The sequence below is a fragment of the Streptomyces sp. NPDC002742 genome, assembly GCF_042888885.1.
GTDB lineage: Bacteria > Actinomycetota > Actinomycetes > Streptomycetales > Streptomycetaceae > Streptomyces.
In genome coordinates, this window is the sequence record NZ_JBIAQF010000011.1 from 45,273 (window position 1) to 58,018 (window position 12,746).

Consider the following 12,746-nt stretch of genomic DNA (forward strand, 5'->3'; position numbering starts at 1 on the left):
TCGGGGGCTCCGTCCCGGCGGTCTCGTGGGTGAGGCGGCACCCCTGCGCGCGCGAGCTGATCTTGGAAGTTCGGAGACGTCACGCCGAGGCCGACGCGGATCCGCGATCGCCACGGATCCATGGTCGAGCGCGGACTGCCCGGTCCATGGCGATTCCATCGACCGCGGACCAACCAGGACCAACCCGGTCCATGCTGATCCCATGCATGATCCATGCTGATTCCATTGGGTGTCTCCGCCGCTGTCGATCACCCTGCCGGTGCGTCGGTGACTCGTCCGCCACTCCAGGAGGCTCTTATGACACGTCCTGTCACGATCGTCACGGGCGGGAGCAGAGGGATCGGCGCCGCGACCTGTACACGGCTCGCGGCGGACGGGCACGACGTCGTCGTCGGCTACGTGAGCGACGGCGAGGCCGCCGAGCGGACCGCGGCCGCCGTCCGCTCGGCCGGGGCACGCTGTGTCACAGTGCGTGTGGACACCTCCGACGAGGCCGACGTCGAGCGGCTCTTCGACACGGCCGCGGACCGGTTGGGGCACGTGACCGGGCTGGTGAACAACGCTGGCGTGACCGGGCCGCTCGGGCGGCTCGCGGACGCCGACCCCGCGGATCTGCGGCGCGTGATCGAGGTCAACCTGCTCGGCACGCTGCTCTGTTCGCGTCGCGCCGCCCGGTCCATGGCCGCCCTGGGAGGCGGCGCCATCGTGAATATGTCCTCGGCGGCCGCCACCCTCGGCAGTCCTGGCGAATTCGTGCACTACGCGGCGAGCAAGGCGGCCGTCGACGCGCTGACCACGGGACTCGCCAAGGAACTCGGACCCGACGGCATCCGGGTCAACGCCGTCGCGCCCGGCATGATCGACACCGAGATGCACACGGCCATGGGCGACCCGGGCCGCGCCGAACGTGCCGCCCCGGCGATCCCGCTGCGCCGCGTCGGCCGGGCGGAGGAAATCGCCGCCGCCGTCTCGTGGTTGATGTCGCCGGAAGCGTCGTACACGACGGGGGCGGTGCTACGGGTGTCCGGCGGGCGGTGAGCTGCCCGTGCGTGGCCGGAATCGCGAACGGTCCTAGGCCGCCTCGATGATCTCGCCGCGCATCGCCTCGGCCCACTTCACGACCAACAGCTCGTACTCCGCCCGCTCCTGTGCGGACAGGGAGCCGCCTGTCCGCGTCCACAGGGCGCGGATCTGTTCGTTCAACGCGGCGGCAGACCGCACGGAACCAGGCGGAGTGACATCGGGGGACATGCGCAACAGCCTAGGCGCAAGGACTGACACTGCGCTACCGGGCGGCTACTCAAGTCGTATGCGCTTCGTCACGACGTAGCGGAACGACGCCCCATTGCTCGCCGAACTCCCTTTTCGTCAGCTTGAGTTGCCCCGGACTGGATGCGGCGATCGGACGGTCGAGGGGCACCCGCTCCCGGCGGTCAGGGGGGACTGCCACCGGTTCAGCCGTTCGGCCCGCTCGGCTCCGGTCGATCCGCCCAGACCCGCGCCGCGATCGCGTCCGCCTCGTCCTGCGGGATTCCCGCCTTCACCAGGATGATCCCGCGGCTGCCGTCCGGGAACTTCACACCGCGCGCTTCCGTGCCCAAGCGGCTGAGCGTCGGCTCCTTCGGCATGTTCCACCTCCAGTCGGGGGGACCACGTTAAAACGCCCCGGCGCGGTCCGCAGAAGTGTTCGGCCGGACGGCCTACAGCTCGCTCGGCCGGTACGTCCCGGCAGTGGTGCCGCAAGGTGATTCCGCGCGTCCGTACACGATCGGGCACGTGGTTCGGCCATGGAGGACTGGAGGGGAACGGTTTGGGGGCGTGTGCGTGCGGTGACCGGGGTGTTGACCGGCCGCCCTGCCGCCGCTTACGTTGCAGCGGCAGGGAAAGCGCTTGCTGCCACTGCTCGCGTCCGTACGGCGGTACGCGTCCGTCACGGTGGCGCCCTGTGCTGGCCGACGTCTGACATCACGTCCGACATCACGTCCAATGGAGCGCTGATCAGGCAGATGACCGTATCCCGTACCGCAATCGCCCCCCAAGCCACTACGAACAGCGCCGCGCACACTCCTCTCGACGGTCGTCGCATCAGGGTCGCGGTCGTCGGCGCCGGCGCCATCGCGCGCGGGAGTCATCACCCCGCACTCGCCCGGCTCGCGGAGGAGGGCGAGACGGAGATCGTCGCCGCGGTGGACATCGCCGGGGGAGCTGTCCGGGAGTTCTGCGCCGAGGCGGGCATTCCGCACGTGTATTCCGATCTGGACCGGATGCTGGAGGAGCAGCGGCCCGATCTGGTCTCCGTCTGTACGCCGCCCACCCTGCACCGGGAGCAGACCGTCGCCGCGTTGCGGGCGGGCGCGTGGGTGTGGTGCGAGAAGCCGCCCGTGCCGACGCTCGCCGACTTCGACGCCATCGAGGCGGCGGAGGGCACGGACGGCGGGCCGTGTGCCGGGCCGTACGCCGCGATCGTCTTCCAGCACCGCTTCGGCTCGGGCGCCCGGCATGTACGGCGCCTGATCGCGGATCGGGCCATGGGGCGGCCGCTCGTCGCGCACTGCCAGACCACTTGGTACCGCAACGCCGACTACTACGCCGTCCCCTGGCGCGGCCGATGGGCGACCGAGGGCGGCGGACCCGCGATGGGGCACGGCATCCACCAGATGGATCTGCTGCTGGACCTGCTGGGACCGTGGACCGAGGTGCGCGCGATGACCGGGCGTCTGGTGCACGACGTGGAGACGGAGGACGTCTCGACCGCCCTGGTCCGCTTCGCCAACGGCGCCCTGGCGACCGTCGTCAACAGCGTCCTGAGCCCCGACGAGGTCAGCCGCATCCGTGTCGACTGCGAGCGTGCCACCGTCGAGCTGACCCACCTGTACGGCCACAGCAACGACGACTGGCGGATCACTCCGGTGCCCGATGTCCCGGAGGCGGATGTCGCGGCCTGGCGGGATTTCGGCGCGGACGTGCCCAGTTCACACCTCGCGCAGCTGCGGGAGCTCGTCGCGAGCATGCGGGCGGGCGAACGGCCGCGCAGCAGCGGTGCCGACGGGCGGACCAGTCTTGAACTGATCACCGCGCTCTACAAGTCGGCGTTCACGGACACGACCGTCCGCGCGGGGGAGATCGGTCCTGGGGACCCGTACTACACGGCACTGCACGGTGGCGCGCCCGGCTGGGCACCCGCCGGGTCCGGCACTGAGGTGCCCGAGGCACCCGAGGCGGCACGTGCGGAGGCCCGGGCGTGAGCGAGGTCTCGGGGTCCGTCCTGCGGATCGTCCACACGCACGGGGAGCGGATCGCGATCAGCGAAGTCTCCACCGGCGTCGAGCTGTTGAACTACGTCTACCGTCCCGAGGCCGCCTGGGAGTCCCCGAAGCCGTATCTGCATCCGCTGCGGACGCTGTCCGGCAACGTCGTCACGGACTACCGACCGAACGACCACCGCTGGCACAAGGGCCTTCAGATGACGGCCTCGCACCTCTCCGGCCAGAACCTGTGGGGCGGTAACACCTACGTCCACGGTCGGGGATATCTCGAACTCCCGGAACGCGTCGGGTCGATGGCGCATGTCGCCTTCGAGGAGGTCACGGCGGAGGGCGGTGGCGCGGTCATCGCCGAGCGGCTCACGTGGCATCCGTACGGCGGTGAACTGTGGGCCGACGAGGAGCGCCGCGTCGAGGTCCACGACGTCGATCCCGGGGCGGGTTCCTGGGCGCTGACCTGGAGTTCCGCGGTCACCAACCGTCGCGAGGAGCCCCTGCGCTTCGGCAGCCCGACGACCGCGGGGCGTGAGATGGCCGGCTATACCGGCCTGTTCTGGCGCGGACCGCGCGCCTTCCGGGACGGGCTGGTCATCGGACCGGACTCCGATGGAACCGGGCTGATGGGGTGTCAGGCGCCCTGGCTCGCGTACTCGGCGGAGCACGACGGCTCCGACGGTCACGCCACCCTCGTCTTCGCGCACGCGCCCGAGAACGATCACGCCGGGTCGCGGGGCGCCCACCCGGCCCACTGGTTCGTACGCAACGAGCCCTTCGCCGCCGTCGCCCCGTCCTTCGCCTTCTTCGACGAACTGGAACTCGCACCCGGTGACACGCTCACCCGCCGCTACCGGGTGGTCGTCGCCGAGGGGGCCTGGGAACGCGAGGACGTCGTCAAGTACCTGACGGAGCACCCCTGGTGAGCGCGGCGGAGACCACCGGCTTTCCCGGGCTTCCGGGAGCCGTCGCCGTGTCGCGTCTGCGGGTGTACGACTGGCCCGCGGTCGACGGTGCGCGCGGCGGAACTCCCCATCTCCACCTGACCTGTTCGGAGGCGTACGTCGTCACCGGTGGACGCGGCTCGGTCCAGACGCTGACGGCGTCGGGGTACGAGGTGACGTCACTCGCGCCCGGCACGGTCGCGTGGTTCACGCCGGGCACGATCCACCGGCTGGTCAACGAGCGCGACCTGCGCATCACCGTGCTCATGCAGAACAGCGGTCTGCCGGAGGCGGGCGACGCGGTCATGACCCTGCCCCCCGAGTACCTGACCGATCCCGGGACCTACGCGGCTGCCACCGCCGTCCCGGCGGACGCGCCGGAGGAGGAGCAGGCGCGCTTCGCCCGCGCCCGGCGCGATCTCGCCCTGGAGGGCTACCGCGCGTTGCGCGACGCGGACGGACCCGCGCCCCTCGCGGCGTTCCACCGGGCCGCCGCGAACCTGGTGCGGCCGCGCCTCGCGGAGTGGCGCGAACGATGGCGGCGCGGCGCCGAGGCCGCCGCCGCGGCGACGGGGGACCAGCTCGACCGACTGGAACGGGGAGACGCGTCGCACCTCACGGCGGCCGTCGTACGGGCCGAACAACCTTTTGCGCGGGGCCGTTTCGGAATGTGCGGACGGCTCGATGTCTACGAGGCGGCCGACTAGGCCGTACCGTCGCCGCTGACCGCTGACCGCTGACCGCTGACCGCTGACCGCTGACCGCTGACCGCTGACCGCTGACCGCTGACCGCTGACCGCTGACCGCTGCGTGGCCAGTGCCAGTGGCCGTGACCGTGGCAGCGGGCAATGCCTGTGCTTGCCGGCGTTCCCCGTGTCTGTGTCAGTGGCTACGCCACCGCAGGCCCCGTCACCGTCCAGCCCGGAGCCTGGGGGTGGGCCGTGAGGGCGTCGTGCTCGACCTGCTCTCCGCATTCCTGGCAGACCACCTGTGGGACCAGTTCGTGGCCGCAGGTGTGCTCCAGCACCATGGGACGGAAGCCGCCCTCCTGGAGGTGCCGGTCCCCCCAGGCCATGAGAGTCAGCAGGACCGGTTCCAGTTCGAGCCCCGCCCGGGTCGGGCGGTACTCGTAGCGCTTGGGACGGTCGCTGTACTCCGCCTTCTCCAGCAGCCCGGTGTCGACGAGGCGCTTCAGCCGGGTCGTCAGCACGTCGCGAGGGGCGCCGGTATTGCGTACGAGCTGGTCGAAGCGTGTGGCTCCGAGCGAGACCTCGCGCAGCACCAGCAGGGAGTACTTCTCGCCCACGACGGCGAGTGTCGCGGCGATCGAGCAGGGGCGGGGGTCCTTCATGGCGCCAGTCTACGAGGGTGGGTTGGTTGTTCCAACTCGCTGGGTTACTCTTGGGTCACTTGGAGAGTTGGAAAATCAAACTTACCGAGTTCGAGGACCGGACCCGCCCGGTCGCCGGTTCCCCGACCTCAGAGACCTGAGAGGCATCCCATGCGTGACGCCGTGATCGTCGAAGCCGTACGCACCCCCGTGGGCAAGGGCAAGCCGAACGGCTCCCTCGCCCACGTCCACCCCGTGGAACTGCTCGCCCACACGCTCCGCACACTCGTCGAGCGCTCCGGGATCGACCCGGCACTGATCGACGACGTCATCGGCGGCACCGTCGACCAGGTCGGCGAGCAGGCCATGAACACCACCCGGTACGCCGTGCTCTCCGCGGGATTCCCGGAGACGGTCCCAGCCACCACCGTGGACCGTCAGTGCGGCTCGTCGCAGCAGGCCGTGCACTTCGCCGCGCAGGGCGTCATGTCGGGGGCGTACGACATGGTCGTCGCCTGCGGCGTGGAATCGATGAGCCGGGTGCCGATGTGGTCGAACGTGCCGGCGGGCGCCGATCCCTTCGGGCCCGGGGTCGCCGAGCGCTACCCCGAGGGTCTGGTACCGCAGGGCATCAGCGCCGAGCTCATCGCCGCCAAGTGGGGCATCACCCGCGAGCGGATGGACACCTTCGCCGTCTCCTCGCACCGGAAGGCGGCCCAGGCGTGGAGCAGCGGTCTGTTCGACGCCGAGGTCGCGCCCCTGGAGGGCGTCGGCCGGGACGAGAGCGTCCGCCCCGGCAGCACCCCCGAGATACTGGCCGGGCTGAAGCCCGCGTACTACGACCCGGGCTTCGGCGAACGCTTCCCGCAGATCGACTGGTCGGTCACGGCCGGGAACGCGAGCCCGGTCAACGACGGTGCCTCCGCCGTGCTCATCACGTCGAGCGAGACCGCCGCGCGCCTCGGACTGCGGCCCATGGCCCGTCTGCACAGCTTCGCCGTCACCGGCTCCGACCCGCTGCTGATGCTCACCGGCGTCATCCCCGCCACCGAGAAGGTGTTGCGCAAGGCAGGTCTGGAGCTCGGTGACATCGACCTCTTCGAGGTGAACGAGGCCTTCGCCGCCGTGGTCCTCGCCTGGCAGCAGGAGACGGGTGCCGACCTGTCCAAGGTCAACGTGCACGGCGGAGCCATCGCGATCGGCCATCCGCTCGGCGCGAGCGGCACCCGCCTCACCACGACCCTCGTCCATGCGCTGCGCGCCCGCGGGGCCCGCTACGCGCTTCAGACGATGTGCGAGGCGGGCGGGCTCGCCAACGCGATGATCCTGGAGGCCGTGCGCCCGTAGCGGCCGCCGATTCCGGAGGCCGCGCGCCCGTAGACCGCGGATCCTGGAGGCCGTGCGCCCGTAGACCGCGGATGCTGGAAGCCGGGGCCCGGAGGGACCGCAGGTTCTGGGCGCCTCGGGTCCGTAGCGACCGCGGATCCTGGAAGCCCCGGATCCGGGGCGCCCGCAGGATCTCGGCTGTACAGGGGTAGCGCCGCCGTGCCTCAGTGACCGCGCAGGTGGTGGCGCTTGCGCCAGGCCACCACGGTTCCGACCAGGGCGGGGATCGTGATCAAGGCCATCGCGATCAGGAAGGCCGGGGAGGTCGGCGAGGACGCACGGGCGCCGGCGACGGCGTACGCGGCGGTGTTCGGGACCGAGCCGAGCGCCGTCGCGACCAGGAAGGGCAGCCAGCCCATGCGGGAGACGGCCGCGCAGTAGTTGGCGGCCCAGAACGGCACGCCGGGGAACAGCCGGGCAACCATCATCGAGCGGAAGCCGTGCCGGCTGAGCTGGCTGTCCGCCGCCTTCAGCCAGCGGGCCCGCAGCAGCGACCGCAGCGCGTCCTGCCCGAGGATCCGGCCGAGCCCGAAGGCGACACCGGCGCCGAGCACCGTGCCCGCCAGCGCGGTGCCGAGGCCCAGTTGGGAGCCGAACAGGGCGCCGGCCGCCAGATTGAGCAGGGGCCGGGGCACGAAGGCGACCGTGCACAGCCCGTACGCCACGGCGAACGAGACGGCCGCCGCGGCGCCGCCGAGCTGGGGCGGCCAGCCGTCGGCGAGCAGCCGCTGCGGATCGAAGAGGAGCACGCTCGACGCGGCCGCCGCGAGCAGCGCGACCAGGAGGGAGAGCCGCGACCACGGCGAGAGCAGTGCTCTCAGGCAGCGAGAGCCCAGGTCGGAGCGCGCGGCGGTCAGGACCGCGGGTGCGGCGACGGCGGTCTCCGAGGCGACGACCAGGTCGGTGGCGACGGTGAGCTCCGTGGCGGCGGCCCGGGGAATGGCCGTGGCGGTGCCCCCAGAGCGGGTGGTGGCATCGAGCATTCCGGTGACACTAGCCGACGTACGCGTGTGATCGCCGTATGGTTCGTCTCATGGGCGTCACAGCTTCCGGAACGTCAGGTGCGCGCCTCGAGGTACCGGACAGCCTCCTCGCGGACACCGTCCTTGAACGGCTCACGACCGTCTACCCGGCGGCCGCCGACCCCCACCGGGCCGCTTCGATGCGCGCGTACATGAAGGACATCGCCCCCTTCCTCGGCCTGTCGACGCCCGAGCGCCGTGCCCTGTCCCGGACGGTGCTCCTGGACGCCGCTCGTCCCGACGAGACGGACTGCACGGCCCTCGCCCTGCGCTGCTGGCGACTGCCGGAACGCGAGTACCAGTACTTCGCCGTCGACTACCTGCGCCGCCATGTGACGCGCCTGTCGTCGGGCTTCCTGCCGGTGGCCCGGCACCTGGTCTCAACCGTCTCCTGGTGGGACACCGTCGACGCGCTCGCCGCGCATGTGGTGGGAGGCCTGGTGGCCGCCGACCCGCGACTGCGCACCGACATGGACGCCTGGATCGAGGACGACGATCTGTGGGTCGCCCGTACGGCGCTGCTGCATCAGCTCCGCCACAAGGAGGCCACCGACACCGGACGCCTCTTCGCGTACTGCGTCCGGCAGTCGGGCCATCCCGATTTCTTCATCCGCAAGGCCATCGGATGGTGTCTGCGCGAATACGCCAAGACGGACCCGCGGGCGGTACGGGACTTCGTCGCCGCGGAGCGGGCGAACCTCGCGCCGCTGTCCGTGCGCGAGGCGCTGAAGAACATCGGCCCCTGAGACCGCCGACGCCTCGGACCCGCAGTCTCCCGGCGCACCGCTCGCACGGTTCGCACCACCTGAATCACCCGCACCGCAGCGGCCCGCGTGGCGCCGAAAACCATTCGACGTGCCCGGAGGCGTCGGCGATGATCTCCTCATGTTCCGGTACGCCTTCCTCCTCGCAGCATCCGCAGTCGCGGACGCGCCGAAGGCTGCCGTCCCGATCATCACGGCAGCCGTCGACGGCGCCCGAAGCTGACCCTTCCCGGATTGTCCGGCGGACCCCGCAGGGGGAGGGTCGGTAACTCCTGGGGGTCCCCGTCCCGGCCCGTACGCGCCGGGACCATCACTCAGCTCCGCTGACACTGAAGAGGCTTCGAGGTACAGCCATGCCCAAGACGGCTTACGTGCGCACCAAACCGCACCTGAACATCGGCACCATGGGTCACGTCGACCACGGCAAGACCACCCTGACCGCCGCCATCACCAAGGTCCTCGCCGGGCGCGGATCCGGCACCTTCGTCCCGTTCGACCGGATCGACCGCGCTCCGGAGGAGGCCGCCCGCGGCATCACCATCAACATCGCGCACGTCGAGTACGAGACCGACACCCGGCACTACGCGCACGTGGACATGCCGGGTCACGCCGACTACGTCAAGAACATGGTCACGGGCGCGGCCCAGCTCGACGGGGCGATCCTCGTCGTGTCCGCGCTGGACGGGATCATGCCGCAGACCGCCGAACACGTGCTGCTCGCCCGGCAGGTGGGTGTCGACCACATCGTGGTCGCGCTCACCATGGCGGACCGGGCCGACGAGGAGCTCGCCGAGCTCGTGGAGCTGGAGGTGCGCGAGCTGCTCTCCGCGCAGGGCTACGGCGGCGACTCCGTACCCGTCGTACGGGTGTCCGGCCTCAAGGCCCTCGAGGGGGACCCCCGGTGGACGGCGGCCATCGACGCGCTGCTCGACGCGGTGGACACCTACGTGCCCATGCCCGAGCGCTATTTCGACGCGCCGTTCCTGATGCCGGTCGAGAACGTGCTCACCATCACCGGACGCGGAACGGTCGTCACCGGTGCCGTGGAGCGCGGCACGATCCACGTCGGCGACCGCGTCGAGGTGCTCGGCGCGGCCGTCGACACGGTGGTCACCGGCCTGGAGACCTTCGGCAAGCCCATGGAGGAGGCGCAGGCGGGTGACAACGTGGCGCTGCTGCTGCGCGGTGTGCCCCGCGACGCGGTCCGCCGCGGGCACATCGTCGCCGCGCCCGGCAGTGTCGCACCCAGCAGCCGTTTCACGGCGCGGGTGTACGTCCTGTCGACGCGCGAGGGCGGCCGTACGACAGCGGTCTCCACGGGGTACCGGCCACAGTTCTACATCCGCACCGCGGACGTGGTCGGCGACGTCGACCTCGGCGAGCGGGCCGTCGCCCGGCCCGGCGACACCGTCACCATGACGGTCGAGCTCGGCCGCGAGGTGCCGCTGGAGCCCGGCCTCGGCTTCGCGATCCGCGAGGGCGGACGGACGGTCGGCGCCGGGACGGTGACGTCGGTCGGGTGACGTCCTGCCCGGTACGTCGGTCGGGTGACGTCCGGCCGGTAGGGCGCCGCGGGTGCCCGCCATGACATGGCGGGCACCCGTTCGTGGTGTTTGTCGGTGCCGCACAATGGACCCGTGGACGAGCCGATACCCGTGACGCGGGCCGTGGATCACGGGACCGCCAAGCTGATGCCCGACGTGGACCGCGAGCGGGCGTGGCTGCTGACCGTGGACGGCGCACCCCAGTCGTACGTCGATCTGGACGAGCCGACGCATCTGGAGTTCGAGTACACACGGCGCCTCGGGCATGTGCTGGACACGGTGACCGAACCGGGGCGCGCCCTGGACGTGCTGCACCTCGGCGGTGGGGCGCTCACGCTGCCGCGCTACGTGGCGGCCACCCGGCCCGGTTCGCGGCAGGACGTGGTGGAGGCGGACCAGGGCCTGCTGGCCATGATCGGCGAGTGCCTGCCGGTGCCCGGCGGCCTCGGCATCGAGGTGCACTGCGCCGACGCGCGAACCTGGATCGAGGCCGCCGCGCCCGACTCCTCGGACATCCTGATCGCGGATGTCTTCGGTGGCTCGCGCGTGCCGGCGCACCTGACGTCCACCGCCTACGCCGGCGCCGCCGAGCGTGTGCTGCGTCCCGACGGCGTCTACCTCGCCAACCTCGCGGACGCGGCGCCCTTCGCCTTTCTCCGATCCCAACTCGCGACGTTCTCCGCGGTGTTCGAGGAGATCGCCCTCATCGCCGAACCCGGCGTACTGCGCGGCCGGCGCTTCGGCAACGCGGTGCTCGTGGCCTCCCACCGCCCGCTCGACACGGCCGCCCTGGCCCGTCGGACCGCCGCCGACGCCTTTCCGGCACGGGTCGAACACGGCCCGGGGCTGCGGGACTTCATCGGCCGGGCCGCTCCCGTGCGCGACGAGAACGCGGTTCCCTCACCCGAGCCGCCCGGCGGATCCTTCGGCATCGGCTGACGCGTGCCCCGCGCGCCGGAACCCGTAGCGAGGGTTCCTCGGCAGGTTCCTCGGTCCCGGCAGCCGCAGCCCGTCGCGGACTTGGCCTCCGTCCGCCCCGCCGGCCGAGCGGCGCGTCCGCGCCCTGGTGACCGAACTGGCCGGCTGAGCTCCGTCGGCCGAACCGGCCGAACCGGCCGAACCGGCCGAACCGGCCGAACCGGCCGAACCGGCCGAACCGGCCGAACCGGCCGACGGAGCCGCGGTGGCCGGACCGGCCCGATCGCGGCCACCAGTGCGTCGCCGAGGGCCGCGCCACCGAGGCGCCCTCGCCCTCCGACGCCGTCAAGGCATCGCCGACGCGCGGCTCGCCGGCTCGGGGCCCCGGGAGACGCCGAGGTCGAGACTCCGCGCTTCGGTCGCCGGCCTCAGGAACCCGTCGGGTCGCCGTGCAGCCGTACCGTGCTGAGGATCTTCTGCACGGTCGCGTTCGGGATCTCCTCCGAGACGCCCTTGGCGCCGTAGAGCGTCCAGGACACGAAGTCGCCCGCCGAGTTCTTGAAGGCGAACGTGACCGCCTTGCCGTCGGAGTCGCACTTGCCCTTCTTGACGACGCCCGAGGAGTACGTCGTCGCGAGGCTGCCCTCGACGCCCGAGGCCGTGGTGTACGCCTGGGGCTTGCCGATCTTCAGCAGCTTCTTCGAGGCGTCCTTCTGGTCGGTGTAGCCGCCGAAGACCCACCACGCCGAATCATTGCGCGCCACGTCGTCGGTGTTCTTGGCACCGCTCTGGCCCTTGGTGCCCGCGGCGGCCAGGGCCGAGTCGCTCGTGTGACCGTCCTTGTCGTCGTCGGACGTGCACCACTTCTCCTTGAGGAACGCGGGCGCGGACATGCCGATGAGCACGGCCCCGTCGCCCTTCTTGTCGTCCTCGAAACCGATGAAGGTGTCGGGCGTCTTGACATCCCAGTCCGGGGGGACGTCGAAGGCGGTGCCCCACTTGGGGTTCACCACCACCTTCCAGCCGGCGATCGTCGGCTTCTCCCCGTCGCCGCCGCGCGGGTCGTCGTCGGTCCCGCTCCCGCTCGGCGACGTAGCGGCCGACGCCTTCGGGGACTTGGTCGTGTCGGCGCCGGCCTTGTCGTCCTTGCCGCCACCGCCCAGGACGAGGAATCCGGTGACTCCGGCGGCTACCACGACCACCAAGGCCGCGACGATCGCGGTGATCTTCGTCTTGTCGCCGCCACCGCCACCTCCACCCGGTGCCTGAGGCGCGCCGAGCGGGTCCGACGGAGCTCCCCACGGCTGCTGTCCCGGCTGCGGACCGTACGGGCCCGGCGGCGGCGGATACCCCGGCTGCTGGTAACCGGGCTGCTGGTACGGATTCGGCTGCTGGTACCCCGGCTGCTGGTACGGGTTCTGGTCCTGCGGGTTCTGCTCGCCCCCGGGCGGCTGCTGTCCTGGCCACATGGCCGGTAACGATAGAGGGGCTGGTGACCCGAGTACCACGGCGGTCCCCGAAACGGTCCTGCGGTCAGGTCACTTGTCCCATTGATCCCGGCTCGGGACTTCCTCTGATTCC

General features: G+C 71.5%; 13 protein-coding genes. 8 read left to right on the forward strand and 5 right to left on the reverse strand.

Features of this window, described 5'->3' with window-relative positions; genetic code table 11:
- Positions 1 to 297 precede the first annotated feature (297 nt).
- Positions 298 to 1,038 (forward strand): glucose 1-dehydrogenase, encoded by a 741-nt coding sequence (locus tag ACFYW8_RS20845; protein ID WP_365870649.1) that lies wholly within the window; start codon positions 298 to 300, stop codon positions 1,036 to 1,038.
- A gap of 33 nt (positions 1,039 to 1,071) precedes the next feature.
- Here the strand turns inward: ACFYW8_RS20845 and ACFYW8_RS20850 are convergent, their stop codons facing one another.
- Positions 1,072 to 1,251: a hypothetical protein gene (locus ACFYW8_RS20850; protein WP_365870648.1), complete on the reverse strand. Its 180-nt coding sequence runs from the start codon at positions 1,249 to 1,251 to the stop codon at positions 1,072 to 1,074.
- Positions 1,252 to 1,454: 203 nt separating this feature from the next.
- Positions 1,455 to 1,628: a hypothetical protein gene (locus ACFYW8_RS20855; RefSeq protein WP_365870647.1), complete on the reverse strand. Its 174-nt coding sequence runs from the start codon at positions 1,626 to 1,628 to the stop codon at positions 1,455 to 1,457.
- A gap of 378 nt (positions 1,629 to 2,006) precedes the next feature.
- Here ACFYW8_RS20855 and ACFYW8_RS20860 point away from each other — a divergent pair, with 378 nt between their 5' ends.
- The 3 genes from ACFYW8_RS20860 to ACFYW8_RS20870 are packed head-to-tail and all read left to right on the forward strand — an operon-like array spanning position 2,007 to position 4,908.
- Positions 2,007 to 3,245 (forward strand): Gfo/Idh/MocA family protein, encoded by a 1,239-nt coding sequence (locus ACFYW8_RS20860; RefSeq protein ID WP_389077470.1) that lies wholly within the window; start codon positions 2,007 to 2,009, stop codon positions 3,243 to 3,245.
- A complete protein-coding gene (locus ACFYW8_RS20865; protein WP_389077474.1) occupies positions 3,242 to 4,183 on the forward strand; it encodes a PmoA family protein in 942 nt (313 codons plus the stop codon). Before ACFYW8_RS20860 ends, ACFYW8_RS20865 begins: the two co-directional genes overlap by 4 nt.
- Entirely contained in the window at positions 4,180 to 4,908 is a 729-nt protein-coding gene (locus tag ACFYW8_RS20870) for a cupin domain-containing protein (protein ID WP_389077478.1), read from the forward strand. The genes ACFYW8_RS20865 and ACFYW8_RS20870 overlap by 4 nt, the downstream gene beginning before the upstream one ends.
- Before the next feature lie 182 nt (positions 4,909 to 5,090).
- Here ACFYW8_RS20870 and ACFYW8_RS20875 read toward each other — a convergent pair whose 3' ends face one another.
- Positions 5,091 to 5,552 carry a winged helix-turn-helix transcriptional regulator gene (locus ACFYW8_RS20875; protein ID WP_389077483.1) on the reverse strand — a complete coding sequence of 154 codons (462 nt, stop codon included), beginning with the start codon at positions 5,550 to 5,552 and terminating at the stop codon, positions 5,091 to 5,093.
- Between the two features lie 150 nt (positions 5,553 to 5,702).
- Between ACFYW8_RS20875 and ACFYW8_RS20880 the strand changes: the two genes are divergently transcribed.
- Positions 5,703 to 6,878, forward strand: a complete 1,176-nt coding sequence (locus ACFYW8_RS20880; protein WP_389077488.1) for a thiolase family protein — start codon at positions 5,703 to 5,705, stop codon at positions 6,876 to 6,878.
- Between the two features lie 203 nt (positions 6,879 to 7,081).
- On the opposite strand, the gene ACFYW8_RS20885 is transcribed toward ACFYW8_RS20880, so the two are convergent.
- Positions 7,082 to 7,900: a TVP38/TMEM64 family protein gene (locus ACFYW8_RS20885; RefSeq protein WP_389077492.1), complete on the reverse strand. Its 819-nt coding sequence runs from the start codon at positions 7,898 to 7,900 to the stop codon at positions 7,082 to 7,084.
- Positions 7,901 to 7,950: 50 nt separating this feature from the next.
- On the opposite strand from ACFYW8_RS20885, the gene ACFYW8_RS20890 reads away from it, so the two are divergent.
- The 3 genes from ACFYW8_RS20890 to ACFYW8_RS20900 all read left to right on the forward strand — a co-directional run bounded on the left by ACFYW8_RS20890 (position 7,951) and on the right by ACFYW8_RS20900 (position 11,186).
- Complete coding sequence (locus tag ACFYW8_RS20890; RefSeq protein ID WP_389077496.1) at positions 7,951 to 8,685, forward strand: DNA alkylation repair protein; 735 nt, start codon at positions 7,951 to 7,953, stop codon at positions 8,683 to 8,685.
- A 371-nt stretch (positions 8,686 to 9,056) separates the two neighbouring features.
- Complete coding sequence (gene tuf / locus ACFYW8_RS20895; RefSeq protein WP_389077500.1) at positions 9,057 to 10,226, forward strand: elongation factor Tu; 1,170 nt, start codon at positions 9,057 to 9,059, stop codon at positions 10,224 to 10,226.
- Positions 10,227 to 10,340: 114 nt separating this feature from the next.
- On the forward strand, positions 10,341 to 11,186 hold the full coding sequence (locus ACFYW8_RS20900) for a fused MFS/spermidine synthase (protein ID WP_365870638.1): 846 nt from the start codon (positions 10,341 to 10,343) through the stop codon (positions 11,184 to 11,186).
- Between the two features lie 407 nt (positions 11,187 to 11,593).
- On the opposite strand, the gene ACFYW8_RS20905 is transcribed toward ACFYW8_RS20900, so the two are convergent.
- Positions 11,594 to 12,634 carry a hypothetical protein gene (locus ACFYW8_RS20905; RefSeq protein WP_389077506.1) on the reverse strand — a complete coding sequence of 347 codons (1,041 nt, stop codon included), beginning with the start codon at positions 12,632 to 12,634 and terminating at the stop codon, positions 11,594 to 11,596.
- Positions 12,635 to 12,746 lie beyond the last annotated feature (112 nt).